We start from the raw sequence: 16,470 nt of genomic DNA on the forward strand, positions 1-16,470 counted from the left end.
GGCGTCCGGAGCCCGACGTCCGGGGCCCGACGTCCGGGGCCCGAGCTCATCCGAGAGGGTGTGCGGCCAGCAGGTCTCCGAGGGCCTCCTCGTGTGCCGGCGCCGGGCCGAGCGAGAGTTCCAGGTGCTTGGCCCAGGCGTGGTACCGGTGCAGCGCGTAGTCGGTGTCCGCGCCGAAGCCGCCGTGCAGGTGCTGAGCGGTCTGCACGACACGGCGTACGCCCTCGGAGGCCCAGATCTTGGCGACCGCCACGTCACCGGACGCGGGCAGCGCCCCGCCCGCCCCGGTGCCGATCCGCCACGCGGCCTGCCAGAGGGTCGCCTCCATCGCGCGCAGATCGATGTAGCGGTCGGCGGCCTGCACGGCCACGGCCTGGAACGTGGCGACCGGGAAGCCGAACTGCTCCCGCTTGCCGGTGTACTCGCTCGTCATGCCGAGTACCCGCTCGCCCAGTCCGAGCGCCAGCGCGCAGGTCCCGGTGGCGAGCAGGTCCCGCAGCCACGCCCAGGCACCGTCGGCGTCGATGACGTCACGCGCGGGGATCCGTACGGAGTCCAGGCGGAGTTCGCCGAGCAGTTCGCCCGTCGTCGAGACCTGCTCGGCGAGCGCCGTGCCCTGGTGACCGCGGGGCACGAGCGCGAGCACCGAGCGGCCCGGGGAACGGCCCGAGCCGGTGCTCAGCGCGGGTACGAGGACGTAGTCGGCGTTCCGCGCCCAGGGAACGGCCGTCTGGAGCCCGTCCAGCACCCACGTGTCGCTCTCCTGCCGTGCGGTCACGGCGAGTTCGGCGCCGTCGTGGCCGGTGCGCCCGTTCGCGGCGACGGTCAGCACCACCTCGCCCCGGCCGGCCCGTGCGAGCAGGTCGGTTTTCAACTCCTCGCCGCCGTACGTCTGTACGGCGACGGCGGCCGCCGTGCTCTCCAGCAGCGGCACCCGCGCGAGCACCCTCGCGGACTCCCGCAGCACCAGGCACAGCGCGACGACGTCCAGACCGGCGCCGCCGTGGCGCGTGTCGAGCAGCAGACTCAGCAGGTCCGCCTCGGCGAGCCCGGCCCACAGCGCGCGGTCGAAGTCCTCCGCGACGGCGCCCTCGGTGAGCGCGGGGCTCGGCACGCTGTCCGGCGCGACCCCCGAGAGGACCGCCTTCGCCGCCTCCACGGCCGCCTGCTGTTCCTCGGTGAAGGTGAAGTCCACGGTTCCGTCCTCCCGGCTGGTCCGCTGGCTGGTCCGTCTGGCGGAGCGTCAAGATAGAACAGGTTCTACAAGAAGGGAACGGCGGCGGCCCGGTCGTCGTCCCTGCGGTCTGTGGTCTGCGGTCTGCGGTCTGCGGGACGCCGGTGCGAGGGGAGAGCGGGCCGTAAGGTGTCCACCGCTGTGAACGACCTTGTGGCCGCTGGGCCCCCTGGGGCTGTGCGGGGTGGGCGGGCCTGAGTACCGTTCCGGTGCGGCCGTCGCGGGGCGGGCCGCCATATCCGGGCAGACATGGGGAAACGGGGAGCGATGGACGCGTACGACGAGGGCGCGAACACCCGCCCCGTGCCGAGCGGGCCCCCGGACACCGTCCCCGGTACCCCTCCCCCCGGCGGCATGGCCGCCCTCTCCCTCCCGTTCCAGATCGCCGCCGCGCTCGCCCTCGCCCTCGTCGCCGTCATCGCCTGCGTGCACCTCGGCATGGTCTTCCTGCACGTCGCGCCGTCGAACACGATCACCAAGCAGCACGCGGAGCTGATCGACGACTGGGTCTACCCGGAGTTCGAGCAGAACTGGAAGCTCTTCGCGCCCAACCCGTTGCAGCAGAACATCGCGGTCCAGGTCCGTGCCGAGGTGCAGGCCACGGACGGGGGCGTCAGGACGACCCGTTGGTACAACCTCTCCGCACAGGACGGCCGGGCCATCGACGGGAATCCGCTGCCGAGCCACACTCAGCAGAACGAACTGCGCCGGGCCTGGGACTTCTTCGTGGCGACGCACGACAGCACGAACCGTCCGAACGGTCTGCGCGGCGACCTCTCCGAGCGCTACCTGCGCCGGATCGTGGTCCTGCGCCTCGACCGCGCGGAGGCGGGCGGCCGGGGCGCCGTCGTCCAGCGGGTCCAGGTCCGGTCCCGTACGACCAACGTGCCGCCACCGGAGTGGAGCCGGGAGCAGGTGTCCGACAAGCCGGTCCTGCGGCAGCTGCCCTGGTGGCCGGTGTCGCAGACCGACCGGGCGGCCGGAACCCGGCCCGCGGACTCCGCGGCGACGACGGCGAGCGCGCGATGACCGATCCCGACAGCACCCCGGCGAGCGACCGGGACAGTTCCCCGCCGAGCACAGCGAGCACGCCGAGCACGGCAAGTCCTGTCGGTCCGCAGGCCGTCCGCAGCCTCGGGCGGGAACGGCTGGCCGGGCGGATCCGGCGGTTCGACCGGAAGCACCGGTTCGACCGGACGCTGGCGGACGTCGTCTCCCGGCTCACCGGCCGGGCCCTGGGGCCGTACCAGAGCGCGATCATCCGGATAGGTTTCGCCGGGACCTGGCTGTTCTTCCTGCTGCGGGAGCTCCCTCACCGCCAGGAGATGTACGGGCCTGACGGGCCCTGGAGCTGGGACCTCGCCCAGCAGCTCACCGCGAACAACCACGCCTTCACCGTCCTGGTCTGGGCCGACAGCCAGGTCTGGTTCGAGTTCGTCTTCGCGCTCGCCGTGCTCTCCAGTGCCCTGCTCCTGCTCGGCTGGCGCACCCGCACGATGTCCGTGCTCTTCCTGATCGGCGTGCTCTCCCTCCAGAACCGCAGCATCTTCATGGGGGACGGCGGCGACAACGTCATCCACCTGATGGCGATCTATCTGGTGTTCACGCGCTGCGGCCAGGTGTGGTCACTGGACGCGCGGCGTGAGCGCCGCTCGCGCCCGGACGCGACCCGTGACCTGGATCCGTACCCGGACCTGGATCCGGACCCGGCCCCGGACCGGGTCGGCGTCGTCCTGTGGGCCGTGCTCGGTCTCGTCCTCGCCGCCGCCACGCTCGCGGGGAAGATCGACGGTGGTCTGTTCGGCGGCTGGCGGACGGTCTACTGGGGGCTGTGGGCGGTCCAGGGCCTGTGGTGGCTGGCGGGCCGGTACACCCGGAGCGTCCAGCCGCGCGTCCTCCTCGACGTCGTCGCCAACCTCGTCCACAACGCGGCGCTCTTCGTGATCATGGCCGAGGCGTGCCTGATCTACGCGACCGCCGGCTGGTACAAGGTCCAGGGCTCGCGCTGGCAGGACGGCACGGCCGTGTACTACCCGCTGCACCTCGACTACTTCTCCCCCTGGCCCGGTCTGTCCGGCCTGCTGGCCGCGAGCGGCACCATGGTGACCGTGGTGACGTACGGGACGGTGATCGCGCAGGTCGCCTTCCCCTTCACCCTGTTCAACCGGCGGGTGAAGAACGTCCTGCTGGCGGCCATGATGACCGAGCACGCCGTGATCGCCGTGGTGCTGGGCCTGCCGTTCTTCTCGCTCGCGATGATCGCCGCCGACGCGGTCTTCCTGCCGACGTCCTTCCTGCGCCGCCTCGGGGACCGGGTCACGCGCGCGCGTGACCGGTTGTTCACCGGTCTGTCCTCCCGCCTCCGGCGTACGCTCCCGGGGTGGCGCAAGGAGTCTTCGCGCCCCCTGGAGTCGGACCCGGAGGCGGCCCCGGAGTCGGACCCGGAGACGGACCCCGACGCAGGTCCGGACGCGGGCCCGGATGCGGCCGGGCATCCGCACGTAGGGTTCACGACATGAGGGACCCCCGCGACCCCGAGCCCCTGACCGTCTGGCACCGGCTCGCCGACACCGCCGTGCTGCTCGACGGCTTCCACGCCCTCAAGCACGCGGTGCGCTTCCAGGCCGAGGTCCAGGTCGCGGTCACCACCGACCGGCAGGCCACGCTCGCCCTCGCCGACGAACTGGCCCCGGACGTACGGGAGACGCTGGACGCCCTCCTGACGGAGGTCCCGGAGGACACGTACCGGGCGCTCGTCCCGCGGCCGCATCCCACCGCGGTGGCCGCCCTGGCGGTACGTCCCCCGCGCGACGCCAACCTGCGGGCGCTGGCCCGCACGCCCCGCACCGCGCCCGTGGTCGTCCTCGACCAGCCGCGCAACCTAGGGAACGCCGGTGCGGTGATCCGGCTCGCGGCCGGTTTCGGCGCGACCGGGGTCGTCACCACCGGCACGCTCGATCCGTGGCATCCCACGGTCGTGCGCGGCGGGGCGGGGCTGCACTTCGCCACGGCCGTCGAACGGCTGACCGTGGACGAGCTGCCCGCCGGGCCGGTGTTCGCGCTCGACCCGGAGGGTGAGGACATCCGGGCGCTGAAACTCCCGGACGACGCGGTGCTCGCCTTCGGCTCGGAGCGCAGTGGGCTGTCGGCGGAACTGCGGGGCCGCACCGACCACTTGGTGTCGCTGCCGATGCGGCCGCAGGTGTCCAGCTACAACCTCGCCACCAGTGTGGCGATGACCCTGTTCCACTGGAGCGCCGCGTAGGTGGCTCCGTAGGGGCACTCCCCGCGCCCCTTAGGGGCACTCACGCCTCGCTGCGGATCTCCACCACCCGGAAGCGGTTGGCGACGAACGCTCCGTCGCACAGGGCGGAGTTGGCCGCGGGGTTGCCGCCCGAGCCGTGGAAGTCCGAGAACGCGGCCGTCTGGTTGACGTACACCCCGCCGGTCAGGTTCAGGGAAAGCTGGGCGGCCTCCTCCAGGCAGGCCTCCCGGACGGCCTCGTCGACCTCCTTCGAGGTCGTGTACGCGCCGACGGTCATCGCGCCCTTGTCGCGGACGGTGCGGCGCAGCAGGTCCACCGCGTCGGCCGCCGAGTCGACCGCCACGGCGAACGACACCGGGCCGAAGCACTCGCTCATGTAGGCGGCCTGGTCGTCCGGCTTGCCGCCGTCGAGCTTCACGATCACGGGCGTGCGCACCACCGCGTCAGGGAACTCCGGGTTGGCGATCTCCCGTGAGGCGAGGGCGACTTCGCCGAGAGAGGCCGCGGCCTCCAGGCGGGCCTTCACGTCCGGGTTCACGAGCGCGCCCAGCAGCCCGTTCGCCCGTGCGTCGTCGCCGAGGAGTCCGTCGACCGCCCGCGCGAGGTCGGCGACCACCTCGTCGTACGACTTGGGCCCCTCCTCCGTACGGATGCCGGCGCGCGGGACGAGGAGGTTCTGCGGGGTGGTGCACATCTGGCCGCTGTAGAGGGACAGGGAGAAGGCGAGGTTCGACAGCATTCCCTTGTAGTCGTCGGTCGACTCCACGATCACCGTGTTGACGCCGGCCTTCTCCGTGTAGACCTGCGCCTGGCGGGCGTTGGCCTCCAGCCAGTCGCCGAACGCCGTGGAGCCGGTGTAGTCGATGATCCGGATCTCGGGGCGGGTGGCCAGGGTCTTGGCGATGCCCTCGCCGGGCCGCTCGGCGGCCAGTGCCACCAGGTTCGGGTCGAAGCCCGCCGCGGAGAGCACCTCGCGGGCCACCTGGACGGTGAGCGCGAGCGGCAGCACCGCGCGCGGGTGGGGCTTCACCAGGACGGCGTTGCCCGTGGCGAGCGAGGCGAACAGGCCCGGATAGCCGTTCCACGTGGGGAAGGTGTTGCAGCCGATCAGCAGCGCCACACCGCGCGGCACCGGGGTGAACTGCTTGGTCAGCGCGAGCGGGTCGCGCTTGCCCTGGGGCTTCGTCCACTCCGCCGTGTCGGGGGTGCGGACCTGTTCCACGTACGCGTACGCCACCGCCTCCAGGCCGCGGTCCTGGGCGTGCGGGCCGCCGGCCTGGAACGCCATCATGAAGGCCTGGCCGCTGGTGTGCATGACCGCGTGCGCGAACTCGTGCGTGCGGTCGCTGATCCGCTTGAGGATCTCCAGACAGACCACCGCGCGGGTCTCCGCGCCCGCGTCGCGCCACGCGCGCTGTCCCGCGCGCATGGCGGGCAGCAGGACATCGACGTCCGCGTGCGGGTACGTGACGCCCAGCTCGGTCCCGTACGGCGAGATCTCGCCGCCCACCCAGTCGTCGGTGCCGGGCTGGCCGAGGTCGAGGCGGCCGCCCAGCAGCGCGTCGAAGGCGGCCTTGCCCTCGGCCGCTCCCAGGCTGCCGCTCTCCCCGTACGCCTTGGGGTGCTCGGGGTGCGGCGACCAGTACGCGCGCGTGCGCATCGCCTCCAGTGCCTGGTCGAGGGTCGGCCGGTGCTCGGCGACGAGCTCGTGCGCGGTCAGTGCGGCGGCGGCCATGCGGAACCATCTCCTCGTTTCAGGAACTCTTCGTTTCGAGAACGTGCTCAACACTGTTTTCAAGAACGCTTCGCCGAGCTCATGACCTGCGCGGCCGGGCTCGTGACCTGGGCAGGAACAGCCGGACAGAGTTAGAGTAACCGAACGATCGGTCGGGACAAGGGGGTCCGCTGAACCTGTGGAAAACCCCGTGCGGGAGGATCGCGAGCATGACAGCACTCGACCTCGTCGGCCCGGTGGCCGTCGTCGGCACCGGCACCATGGGCCAGGGCATCGCCCAGGTCGCTCTCGTCGCGGGCCACCCCGTGCGGCTGTACGACTCCGCGCCCGGCCGTGCCCGGTCGGCGGCCGAAGCGGTCGGCGCCCGTCTCGACCGGCTCGTCGAGAAGGGCCGGCTGACCGGCGCCGAGCGCGATGCCGCACGAGCCCGGCTGCGCCCCGCCGAGCACCTCACGGACCTCGCCGACTCCGGGCTGGTCCTGGAGGCCGTCGTGGAGCGACTCGACGTCAAACAGGAGCTGTTGCGCGCGCTGGAGGACATCGTCGGGGACGACTGTCTGCTCGCCACCAACACCTCCTCCCTGTCGGTGACCGCGATCGGTGGCGCCCTGCGCAACCCCGGCCGGTTCGTCGGGCTGCACTTCTTCAACCCCGCGCCGCTGCTGCCCCTCGTGGAGGTCGTCTCCGGGTTCGCGACCGACGTCACGTCGGCCACGCGCGCGTACGAGCTGGCCCGCGCCTGGGGGAAGACCCCGGTCGCCTGCGCCGACACCCCCGGATTCATCGTCAACCGCATCGCGCGGCCCTTCTACGCCGAGGCGTTCGCGGTCTACGAGGCCCAGGCCGCCGACCCCGCGACGATCGACGCGGTCCTGCGCGAGTCGGGCGGCTTCCGGATGGGCGCCTTCGAGCTGACCGACCTCATCGGCCAGGACGTCAACGAGTCCGTCACGCGCTCCGTGTGGGAGGCCTTCTTCCAGGACGTGCGGTTCACGCCCTCGCTGGCCCAGCGCCGGCTCGTCGAGTCGGGCCGGCACGGCCGCAAGAGCGGGCACGGCTGGTACGACTACGGGGACGAGGCCGAGCGGCCCGAGCCGCACACCGCGGAGAAGGTCCAGCCGCCCGCGTACGTCGTCGTCGAGGGCGATCTGGGCCCCGCCTCCGAACTGCTCGCGCTGATCCGCGAGGCGGGCATCCAGGTCCGTGAGGACGAGGAGGACCACGGCACGCGCCTGGTGCTGCCGAGCGGCGGCCAGCTGGCCCTCGCGGACGGCCAGACCGCCGTCGAGTTCCGTGACGTCGTCTACTTCGACCTGGCGGTCGACTACCGCAGGGCGGGCCGGATCGCCCTGTCCCACTCGCAGGACACCCAGACGCAGACCCTCGCCGAGGCCACCGGGCTCTTCCAGGCGCTCGGCAAGGACGTCAGCGTCATCGGGGACGTGCCCGGCCTGATCGTCGCCCGCACGGTGGCCCGCGTCATCGACCTCGCGCACGACGCCGTCGCCAAGGGAGTGGCCACCGAGGAGGACATCGACACGGCGATGCGCCAGGGCGTCAACTACCCCCTGGGCCCCTTCGAATGGAGCCGCAGGCTCGGCAGGAGCTGGGCCTACGACGTCCTGGACGACCTGCACATGCGGGACCCGTCAGGGCGCTACGCCCCGTCCCTCGCGCTCTACCGCCACGCGTACGCCTCCGAGAAGCGGGAGGGCACCCCATGACCACCGCCAAGCGTGACACCTACACGCCCGAGACACTGCTCTCGGTGGCCGTGCGGGTCTTCAACGAACGCGGCTACGACGGCACCTCCATGGAGCACCTCTCCAAGGCGGCCGGCATCTCCAAGTCGTCGATCTACCACCACGTCACGGGCAAGGAGGAGTTGCTGCGCCGGGCCGTCAGCCGGGCGCTCGACGGCCTCTTCGGGATCCTCGACGAGGAGCACGCGCGCGTGGGGCGTGCCGTGGAGCGCCTGGAGTACGTCACCCGGCGCATGGTCGAGGTCCTCACCGCGGAACTGCCCTATGTGACGCTGCTGCTGCGCGTGCGCGGCAACACCGGCACCGAGCGCTGGGCCCTGGAGCGGCGCCGCGAGTTCGACCACGAGGTGGCCGCGCTCCTGAAGGCGGCGGCCGCAGACGGGGACGTACGCGCCGACGTGGAGGTCCGGCTCGCGACCCGGCTGGTCTTCGGGATGATCAACTCGATAGTCGAGTGGTACCGGCCGGACGGGCGGGGCATGGGCGAGCGCGAGGTCGCCGACGCGGTGGTGCTGATGATCTTCGGGGGGCTCCGCAAGGAGGGCTGAGGGGCGCGGTGGCCCGGCCCGGCGTTCCCGAGATCCCCGGCGCCCCGAAGGGACCGGCTCATGTCTGGAACTCACGCCTGCACTTCACGCCCGTCTCATGCCTGCACCTCACGCCTGCGGCTCCAGGTCCTCCTCCTCGAACACCAGCAGCGTGCGGGTGCTGAGCACCTCGGGGATGTCCTGGAGCCGGGTGAGCACCAGTTCGCGCAGGGCCCTGTTGTCCGGTGTGTGCACCAGGAGCAGGACGTCGAAGTCGCCGCCCACGAGAGCGATGTGGGACGCCCCGGGGAGCACCCTGAGCTGCTCGCGCACGGTGCGCCAGCTGTTCTGCACGATCTTGAGCGTGATGTACGCCGAGGTGCCGTGCCCGGCGCGCTCGTGGTCGACCCGGGCGCCGAAACCGCGGATCACACCGTCCTCGACGAGGCGGTTGATCCGCGCGTACGCGTTGGCGCGGGACACATGGACCCGCTCGGCGACGGACCGTATCGAGGCGCGGCCGTCCGACTGCAGCATCTGCAGGATGTCCTGATCGATGGCGTCGAGCGGGCGGGGCGGCGGCAGGGCCGATCCGGGGTCCGGCCCCTCGGCCATTTGTTCAGGTGCCATGTCCCCCCGCCTCTCCACCATGGACGTACTGCGTCCATCTCAGGCTGTGGAGAACCGTTTGTCCACAGCCTGCGGGTGCCTGTAGCCAAAATGTGCCGACGACCGAACAATCGGTAGGTGAGGCACGTCACTCACGGCGGGCCTCCCCAAGCGACTCCCACGAGGAGGTGCCGACATGACGGTCATGGAGCAGCAAGGCGCATACCGGCCGACGCCGCCGCCCGCCTGGCAGCCCCGCACCGACCCCGCGCCGCTGCTGCCCGACGCGCTGCCCCACCGCGTCCTCGGCACCCGGGCGGCCGATCGGGCCGACCCGGACCTGCTGCGCCGGCTGTACACGGAACTGGTCAGGGGCCGCCGCTACAACGCGCAGGCGACCGCCCTCACCAAGCAGGGCCGCCTCGCGGTCTACCCCTCCTCCACCGGCCAGGAGGCCTGCGAGGTCGCCGCAGCGCTCGTCCTCGAAGAGCGTGACTGGCTCTTCCCGAGCTACCGGGACACCCTCTCCGCGGTCGCCCGGGGCCTCGACCCGGTCCAGGCGCTGACGCTCCTGCGCGGGGACTGGCACACCGGCTACGACCCGCGCGAGCACCGTGTCGCCCCCCTGTGCACACCGCTCGCCACCCAGCTCCCGCACGCGGTGGGCCTGGCGCACGCCGCCCGCCTCAAGGGCGACGACGTGGTCGCGCTCGCCCTCGTCGGCGACGGCGGGACCAGCGAGGGCGACTTCCACGAGGCGCTGAACTTCGCGGCCGTCTGGCGGGCCCCGGTGGTCTTCCTGGTGCAGAACAACGGCTTCGCGATCTCCGTCCCGCTCGCCAAGCAGACCGCCGCCCCCTCCCTGGCCCACAAGGCCGTCGGGTACGGGATGCCGGGCCGCCTGGTCGACGGGAACGACGTGGCCGCCGTGCACGAGGTCCTCGGCGAGGCCATCGCCCACGCGCGCGCGGGTGGCGGTCCGACGCTCGTGGAGGCGGTGACGTACCGCATGGAGGCCCACACGAACGCCGACGACGACAAGCGCTACCGCGCCGACGCGGAGGTCGAGGCCTGGCGGGCGCACGACCCGATCGCCCTGCTGGAGCACGAGCTCACCGAGCGCGGACTGCTCGACGCGGACGGCATGCGCGCCGTCCGTGAGGACGCCGAGGCGATGGCCGCGGACCTGCGGGAGCGCATGAACCAGGACCCGGCGCTCGACCCCATGGACCTGTTCGCCCACGTCTACGACCGGCCCACCCCACAGCTCCTGGAGCAGGAGGCACAGTTGCGGGCCGAGCTGGACGCCGAGACGCACCACCACGCGGACGACGACGCGGACGCCGACGTGTACGAGCCGGAAGGGAACACGCGATGACCACCGTCGCGGTGAAGCCGGCCACCATGGCCCAGGCCTTCGGACGCGCCCTGCGCGACGCCATGGCCGAGGACCCCGCCGTCCACGTCATGGGCGAGGACGTGGGCGCCCTGGGCGGCGTCTTCCGGGTCACGGACGGGCTCGCGAAGGAGTTCGGCGAGGACCGGGTCACGGACACGCCGCTGGCTGAGGCGGGCATCCTCGGCACGGCGGTCGGCATGGCCATGTACGGGCTCAGGCCGGTCGTGGAGATGCAGTTCGACGCCTTCGCGTACCCCGCCTTCGAGCAGCTGATCTCGCACGTGGCGAAGGCACGCAACCGCACACGCGGGGCGATGCCGCTGCCCATCACCGTGCGCGTGCCCTACGGCGGCGGCATCGGCGGGGTGGAGCACCACAGCGACTCCTCCGAGGCGTACTACATGGCGACTCCGGGGCTCCATGTCGTCACGCCCGCGACGGTCGCCGACGCGTACGGTCTGCTGCGCGCGGCCATCGCCTCCGACGATCCGGTCGTCGTCCTGGAGCCCAAGCGCCTCTACTGGTCGAAGGACTCCTGGAACCCGGAGGAGCTGGCGGCCGTGGAGCCGATCGGCCGCGCGGTGGTCCGCCGCGCGGGCCGCAGCGCCACGCTCATCACGTACGGCCCTTCCGTGCCCGTCTGCCTGGAGGCCGCGGACGCGGCGCGGGCCGAGGGCTGGGACCTCGAAGTCGTCGACCTGCGCTCCCTGGTGCCCTTCGACGACGAGACGGTCGCCGCGTCCGTGCGGCGCACCGGGCGGGCCGTCGTGGTCCACGAGTCGGGCGGCTTCGGCGGGCCCGGCGGGGAGATCGCCGCGCGGGTCACCGAGCGGTGCTTCCACCATCTGGAGGCTCCGGTGCTGCGGGTGGCCGGGTTCGACATCCCGTATCCGCCGCCGATGCTGGAGCGGCACCATCTGCCCGGCGTCGACCGGATCCTGGACGCGGTGGCCCGGCTTCAGTGGGAGGCGGGGAGCTGATGGCTCAGGTCTTGGAGTTCAAACTGCCCGACCTCGGAGAGGGGCTCACCGAGGCGGAGATCGTCCGCTGGCTCGTGCAGGTCGGGGACGTGGTCGCCGTCGACCAGCCCGTCGTCGAGGTCGAGACGGCCAAGGCGATGGTCGAGGTCCCGTGCCCGTACGGCGGCGTGGTCACGGCCCGTTACGGGGACGAGGGCACCGAACTGCCCGTGGGGTCGCCGCTGCTGACGGTCGCGGTGGGAACACCGGCTTCCGGCACGGGCGTCTCCGGCAAGGGCGCCTCCGGTCCGGGCGCCTCCGGTTCGGGCGTCTCTGGTGGCGCGGACGAGGGTTCCGGGAACGTGCTCGTGGGCTACGGCACCCAGGCGCCCGCGGCCCGGCGCCGCAGGGTACGGCCGCCCGCCGCGTCCGGCGTGGCTCCGCGAGGGCCCGTGGTGCGGGAGGAGCGGCCGCGCGGGGCCGGTGACGGGCGCCGGGCAGCCGACGGACCCGTGGCGGTGATCTCGCCGCTCGTGCGCCGGCTGGCCCGGGAGAACGGGCTCGACCTGCGGGAGCTGGCGGGCTCGGGGCCCGAGGGGCTGATCACGCGCGTGGACGTGGAGCACGCCGTGCGGGCCGCGGCCACTTCGGCCACCACGACTGCCACCGTCGCGTCCGTGAGCGCGGCCGGTACCCGCGTCCCCCTCAAGGGTGTCCGCGGCGCTGTCGCCGACAAGCTCTCCCGGAGCCGGCGCGAGATCCCCGACGCGACCTGCTGGGTGGACGCCGACGCGACGGAACTGCTGCACGCGCGCGTGCGGATGAACGGGACCGGTGGGCCGAAGATCTCCCTCCTCGCGCTCCTCGCCCGTATCTGCACCGCCGCGCTGGCCCGGTTCCCCGAGCTCAACTCGACGGTCGACACGGACGCCCGCGAGGTCGTACGGCTCGACGAGGTGCACCTCGGGTTCGCCGCGCAGACCGAGCGCGGACTCGTCGTGCCGGTGGTGAAGGGCGCGCACACGCGGGACACGGAGTCGCTGAGCGCGGAGTTCGCCCGGCTCACCGAGGCGGCCAGGACCGGCGGGCTCACCCCGGCCGACCTCACCGGCGGCACCTTCACCCTGAACAACTACGGGGTGTTCGGCGTCGACGGCTCGACCCCGATCATCAACCACCCCGAGGCGGCCATGCTCGGCGTCGGCCGCATCGCCCCCAAGCCCTGGGTGCACGAGGGCGAACTGGCGGTGCGCCAGGTCGTACAGCTCTCGCTCACCTTCGACCACCGGGTGTGCGACGGCGGAACGGCCGGCGGTTTCCTCCGGTATGTGGCGGACTGCGTGGAGCAGCCGGCGGTGCTGCTGCGCACCGTGTGACCCCCTCGGCCCCGAGGGGCCGTCGCCACCCCCGTCCACATGCTGTGCGCGGGGGTGGAAATGATCCATCGGACACTCATACTCGGGGGGTGACCGCGTTCGAGCCTCCCCGCGCACCCGGTTCCGTCCGTGGACCCGGTCCCTCTCGCGCACCCGGTTCCTCCGGCGCGGCCGGGCCGGACGGCCATGACGCCGTCGTGCTCGCCGGCGGCGCCGCCCGCCGGCTCGGCGGGGCGGACAAACCGGGTGTACGCGTCGGCGGCCGCGCGCTGCTCGACCGCGTCCTGGCCGCCTGCTCCGGCGCGGCCACCACGGTGGTCGTCGCGGAGCCCCGGCCCACCGCGCGCCCCGTGCGATGGGCGCACGAGGACTCTCCCGGCGGGGGCCCGCTCGCCGCGCTGGACGCCGGACTGCGGCACACCACCGCCGAGCACGTCGTGGTCCTCTCCGCCGACCTGCCGTTCCTGGACCAGGAGACGGTACGGAGGCTGCTGACCGCCCTGCGCGAGGCGGACGGCGAGGGCGTGTTGCTCACCGATCCGGACGGCCGCGACCAGCCCCTCGTGGCCGCGTACCGGAGTTCGGCGCTGCGTCGTGAACTCGCCGTCCTGCGCGCCGAGCACGGCGGACTGACCGGGCTGCCGCTGCGCCGGCTCGTCGGCGCACTCGAAGTGACCCGTATCACCGACCCCGTCGCGTCCTTCGACTGCGACACCTGGGACGACATCGCCGTCGCCCGGGCACGTATCAGGGAGCATGGGCACGTGTTGGATGAATGGATTACCGCAGTCAAGGACGAACTGGGCATCGACCTGGACGTCGACACCGGCATCCTGCTCGACCTCGCCCGCGACGCCGCCCACGGAGTGGCCCGTCCGGCGGCCCCGCTGACGACGTTCCTCGTCGGATACGCGGCGGGCCGGGCCGAGGGCGGCCCCGAAGCGGTCGCGGAGGCCACCCGCAAGGCGACGGCACTGGCGCTGCGCTGGGCCGCGGAAGCCGGCTCCGAGAGCGGCACCGGCACCGGCACGGACGCCGACACCCGCCCGGACGCGGGATGACCGCCTCGGGGCGGTACGAGGAGATCGACTTCGACGTCGAGGAGGCCCTCGCCCTGGTCAGGAAAGACGGTGCCCCGGTGCCCGACGACTCCGGAACCACCGGAGCCTCCCGCCGCGCGCCCTCCTCGGCGGCCCCGGACGCGCAGGACGGAAGCCCCCGGGACGGAAGCCCGCACGCCGGCGGCACACGTGGCGGGGGCACGCACGGCGGGAGCTCGAAGGACTCGAAGGACACGACCGAGCACCACACCGCCACGCCTTGGCCCGAGGCCCGCGCCCTCGCCGGTCGAGCCCCCCGCCGCCCGGACACCCCCGTCTCCGTCACCCTCGACGCCGCGCTCGGACTCGTTCTCGCCGCCCCGCTGACCGCGCTCACGGACCTCCCGTCCTTCGACACGTCCGCGATGGACGGCTGGGCGGTCGCCGGGCCCGGCCCCTGGGAGGTGCGCGCCGAGGGCGTGCTCGCGGGGCACGACGGGCCGGGGCGGCTCACCGACGGCGAGGCGGTCCGGATCGCCACCGGCGCGCGCGTCCCCCAGGACGCCTCCGCCGTGATCCGCAGCGAACACGGCCGCACCGACGAGAAGAACCGGCTGTACGCCACCCGGCACGTCCTGCACGGCCAGGACATCCGCCCCCGCGGCCAGGAGTGCCGCTCCGGTGAGTCCCTGCTGGCGCCCGGCACGCTGGTCACCCCGGCCGTGCTCGGGCTCGCCGCCGCCGCCGGGTACGACACCGTCACCGCCTTCCCCCGGCCACGCGCGGAGATCCTGGTCCTCGGCGACGAGCTGCTCACCTCGGGCCTGCCCCACGACGGGCTGATCCGGGACGCCCTCGGCCCGATGCTGCCGTCCTGGCTGCGCGCGCTGGGCGCGGAGGTCATCGCGGTGCGCAGGCTCGGCGACGACGCCGGAGCCCTGCGCAAGGCCCTGCGGAAGTCCGACGCCGACCTCGTCGTCACGACCGGGGGCACCGCCGCGGGTCCCGTCGACCACGTCCACCCCATCCTGCGCCGCACCGGCGCCGAGCTCCTCGTGGACGGAGTCGAGGTGCGCCCCGGCCATCCGATGCTCCTGGCCCGGCTGGGGGAGAACCAGCACCTCGTCGGGCTGCCGGGCAATCCGCTCGCCGCCGTCTCCGGCCTCCTCACGCTCGCCGAGCCGCTGCTGCGCACCCTCGCGGGACGCGCGGCCCCGGAGCCGTACACGCTGCCCCTCCAGGACGCCGTGCACGGGCATCCGTCCGACACCCGGCTCATCCCCGTCGTCCTGCGCGGGGACCGGGCCGTACCGCTGCACTACAACGGACCCGCCATGCTGCGGGGCATCGCGGTGGCCGACGGGCTCGCCGTCGTCCCGCCCGGCGGCGCACGGCCCGGTCAGGAGCTGGAGATCCTCGACCTGCCCTGGGCCATGGCCGGGATCGAGGTGTGTTTCACGTGAAACTTCCGGGCCACGACGCGATCGCCCGCCAGGCGGACGAACGCCTGGTCACCCATCGGGTGAAGCTGCCTCGCCAGCGTGTGGAACGGCCGTTGCTGCAGGTGACCAAACGTGTCGTCATGGCGCTGGTGGTGCTGGTCGGCACGGCTCTGATCGTCTACTTCGACCGTGACGGCTACACCGACAACTCCGACGGTCCCGTCGACCTGCTCGACGCCTTCTACTACGCGACCGTCACGCTCTCCACCACCGGATACGGCGACATCACCCCGGTGAGCGACGGCGCCCGCTTCACCAATATCTTCCTGATCACGCCGCTGCGCGTGCTGTTCCTGATCATCCTGGTCGGCACCACTCTCGAGGTCCTCACCGAACGGACCCGGGAGGAGTGGCGACTGAACCGCTGGAGGACCGCTTTGAGGGAGCACACCGTTGTCATCGGGTTCGGCACGAAGGGCCGCTCGGCGATCCAGACCGTGTGCGCGACGGGGCTGAAGAAGGAGCAGGTCGTGGTCGTCGACCCCAGCTCCAAGGTGATCGACGCGGCGACGGCGGACGGTTACGCGGGTGTGGTCGGCGACGCCACGCGCAGTGACGTACTGCTCCGGGCGGAGGTGCAGCGCGCCCGGCAGATCATCATCGCGACCCAGCGCGACGACACCGCCGTGCTCGTCACGCTGACGGCTCGCCAGCTCAACCGCAAGGCGAAGATCGTGGCCGCCGTGCGCGAGGAGGAGAACGCTCCGCTGCTCAAGCAGTCCGGTGCCGACGCCGTCATCACCAGCGCGAGCGCGGCCGGCCGGCTCCTCGGGCTCTCCGTGCTCAGCCCCAGCGCGGGCATGGTCATGGAGGACCTCATCCAGCAGGGCAGCGGGCTCGACATGACCGAACGGCCCGTCATAAAGGCCGAGGTCGGCAAGACCGTCCGCGAGATCGAGGACCTGGTGGTGAGCGTCGTCCGCGGGCACCGGGTGCTCGGCTACGACGACCCGGCCATCGGCACGGTGCAGTTGACGGACCGTCTGATCACCATCGTGCGGGTCAGTCCGCACACCCAGATCGCACCGGACATGAAGCCCCTGCCGCAGGACTGAGGCGCT

General features: G+C 72.8%; 14 protein-coding genes. 11 read left to right on the forward strand and 3 right to left on the reverse strand.

The features are described from left to right. Window positions 1–46: 46 nt before the first annotated feature. Window positions 47–1,195 carry an acyl-CoA dehydrogenase family protein gene (locus tag ACLVWQ_RS16315; RefSeq protein ID WP_414109432.1) on the reverse strand — a complete coding sequence of 383 codons (1,149 nt, stop codon included), beginning with the start codon at window positions 1,193–1,195 and terminating at the stop codon, window positions 47–49. 306 nt (window positions 1,196–1,501) lie between these two features. Here ACLVWQ_RS16315 and ACLVWQ_RS16320 point away from each other — a divergent pair, with 306 nt between their 5' ends. From ACLVWQ_RS16320 to ACLVWQ_RS16330, 3 genes are read left to right on the forward strand one after another with little or no spacing between them, the layout of a single operon-like run. Continuing rightward, window positions 1,502–2,263, forward strand: a complete 762-nt coding sequence (locus ACLVWQ_RS16320; protein WP_414109689.1) for a DUF5819 family protein — start codon at window positions 1,502–1,504, stop codon at window positions 2,261–2,263. After that, on the forward strand, window positions 2,260–3,753 hold the full coding sequence (locus tag ACLVWQ_RS16325; RefSeq protein ID WP_414109433.1) for an HTTM domain-containing protein: 1,494 nt from the start codon (window positions 2,260–2,262) through the stop codon (window positions 3,751–3,753). Before ACLVWQ_RS16320 ends, ACLVWQ_RS16325 begins: the two co-directional genes overlap by 4 nt. Continuing rightward, the gene (locus ACLVWQ_RS16330; protein WP_414109434.1) at window positions 3,750–4,499 is read left to right on the forward strand and encodes a TrmH family RNA methyltransferase; all 750 of its coding nucleotides are present in this window, start codon (window positions 3,750–3,752) and stop codon (window positions 4,497–4,499) included. The genes ACLVWQ_RS16325 and ACLVWQ_RS16330 overlap by 4 nt, the downstream gene beginning before the upstream one ends. Window positions 4,500–4,539: 40 nt before the next feature. Here ACLVWQ_RS16330 and paaN read toward each other — a convergent pair whose 3' ends face one another. Continuing rightward, complete coding sequence (gene paaN, locus ACLVWQ_RS16335; protein ID WP_414109436.1) at window positions 4,540–6,234, reverse strand: phenylacetic acid degradation protein PaaN; 1,695 nt, start codon at window positions 6,232–6,234, stop codon at window positions 4,540–4,542. A gap of 209 nt (window positions 6,235–6,443) precedes the next feature. Here paaN and ACLVWQ_RS16340 point away from each other — a divergent pair, with 209 nt between their 5' ends. Both ACLVWQ_RS16340 and ACLVWQ_RS16345 read left to right on the forward strand, forming a co-directional pair. Then, a complete protein-coding gene (locus ACLVWQ_RS16340) occupies window positions 6,444–7,958 on the forward strand; it encodes a 3-hydroxyacyl-CoA dehydrogenase (protein WP_414109437.1) in 1,515 nt (504 codons plus the stop codon). Next, on the forward strand, window positions 7,955–8,545 hold the full coding sequence (locus tag ACLVWQ_RS16345) for a TetR/AcrR family transcriptional regulator (protein ID WP_414109439.1): 591 nt from the start codon (window positions 7,955–7,957) through the stop codon (window positions 8,543–8,545). The genes ACLVWQ_RS16340 and ACLVWQ_RS16345 overlap by 4 nt, the downstream gene beginning before the upstream one ends. Before the next feature lie 108 nt (window positions 8,546–8,653). Here the strand turns inward: ACLVWQ_RS16345 and ACLVWQ_RS16350 are convergent, their stop codons facing one another. Further along, window positions 8,654–9,139, reverse strand: coding sequence for an Lrp/AsnC family transcriptional regulator (locus tag ACLVWQ_RS16350; RefSeq protein ID WP_414109690.1), 486 nt, complete (start codon window positions 9,137–9,139; stop codon window positions 8,654–8,656). Window positions 9,140–9,329: 190 nt separating this feature from the next. On the opposite strand from ACLVWQ_RS16350, the gene pdhA reads away from it, so the two are divergent. From pdhA to ACLVWQ_RS16380, 6 genes are all read left to right on the forward strand, one after another. Then, complete coding sequence (gene pdhA, locus ACLVWQ_RS16355; protein WP_414109440.1) at window positions 9,330–10,511, forward strand: pyruvate dehydrogenase (acetyl-transferring) E1 component subunit alpha; 1,182 nt, start codon at window positions 9,330–9,332, stop codon at window positions 10,509–10,511. Continuing rightward, on the forward strand, window positions 10,508–11,512 hold the full coding sequence (locus ACLVWQ_RS16360) for an alpha-ketoacid dehydrogenase subunit beta (RefSeq protein WP_414109442.1): 1,005 nt from the start codon (window positions 10,508–10,510) through the stop codon (window positions 11,510–11,512). The genes pdhA and ACLVWQ_RS16360 overlap by 4 nt, the downstream gene beginning before the upstream one ends. After that, entirely contained in the window at window positions 11,512–12,867 is a 1,356-nt protein-coding gene (locus tag ACLVWQ_RS16365) for a dihydrolipoamide acetyltransferase family protein (RefSeq protein ID WP_414109443.1), read from the forward strand. Before ACLVWQ_RS16360 ends, ACLVWQ_RS16365 begins: the two co-directional genes overlap by 1 nt. An 89-nt stretch (window positions 12,868–12,956) precedes the next feature. Further along, on the forward strand, window positions 12,957–13,928 hold the full coding sequence (locus ACLVWQ_RS16370; RefSeq protein WP_414109444.1) for an NTP transferase domain-containing protein: 972 nt from the start codon (window positions 12,957–12,959) through the stop codon (window positions 13,926–13,928). Further along, window positions 13,925–15,370 (forward strand): molybdopterin molybdotransferase MoeA, encoded by a 1,446-nt coding sequence (locus tag ACLVWQ_RS16375; protein WP_414109446.1) that lies wholly within the window; start codon window positions 13,925–13,927, stop codon window positions 15,368–15,370. Before ACLVWQ_RS16370 ends, ACLVWQ_RS16375 begins: the two co-directional genes overlap by 4 nt. After that, on the forward strand, window positions 15,367–16,464 hold the full coding sequence (locus tag ACLVWQ_RS16380; protein WP_414109448.1) for a potassium channel family protein: 1,098 nt from the start codon (window positions 15,367–15,369) through the stop codon (window positions 16,462–16,464). Before ACLVWQ_RS16375 ends, ACLVWQ_RS16380 begins: the two co-directional genes overlap by 4 nt. Window positions 16,465–16,470: the final 6 nt, after the last annotated feature.

It is taken from the genome of Streptomyces sp. CWNU-52B (assembly GCF_047444975.1).
Taxonomy (GTDB): domain Bacteria; phylum Actinomycetota; class Actinomycetes; order Streptomycetales; family Streptomycetaceae; genus Streptomyces.

Coding starts and splice junctions, on each gene's coding strand:
- ACLVWQ_RS16325 (WP_414109433.1), top strand. CDS start 2,260: ATGACCGATCCCGACAGCACCCCGGCGAGCGACCGGGACAGTTCCCCG.
- ACLVWQ_RS16360 (WP_414109442.1), top strand. CDS start 10,508: ATGACCACCGTCGCGGTGAAGCCGGCCACCATGGCCCAGGCCTTCGGA.
- ACLVWQ_RS16375 (WP_414109446.1), top strand. CDS start 13,925: ATGACCGCCTCGGGGCGGTACGAGGAGATCGACTTCGACGTCGAGGAG.
- ACLVWQ_RS16365 (WP_414109443.1), top strand. CDS start 11,512: ATGGCTCAGGTCTTGGAGTTCAAACTGCCCGACCTCGGAGAGGGGCTC.
- ACLVWQ_RS16330 (WP_414109434.1), top strand. CDS start 3,750: ATGAGGGACCCCCGCGACCCCGAGCCCCTGACCGTCTGGCACCGGCTC.
- pdhA (WP_414109440.1), top strand. CDS start 9,330: ATGACGGTCATGGAGCAGCAAGGCGCATACCGGCCGACGCCGCCGCCC.
- ACLVWQ_RS16350 (WP_414109690.1), bottom strand. CDS start 9,139: ATGGCCGAGGGGCCGGACCCCGGATCGGCCCTGCCGCCGCCCCGCCCG.
- ACLVWQ_RS16340 (WP_414109437.1), top strand. CDS start 6,444: ATGACAGCACTCGACCTCGTCGGCCCGGTGGCCGTCGTCGGCACCGGC.
- paaN (WP_414109436.1), bottom strand. CDS start 6,234: ATGGCCGCCGCCGCACTGACCGCGCACGAGCTCGTCGCCGAGCACCGG.
- ACLVWQ_RS16320 (WP_414109689.1), top strand. CDS start 1,502: ATGGACGCGTACGACGAGGGCGCGAACACCCGCCCCGTGCCGAGCGGG.
- ACLVWQ_RS16345 (WP_414109439.1), top strand. CDS start 7,955: ATGACCACCGCCAAGCGTGACACCTACACGCCCGAGACACTGCTCTCG.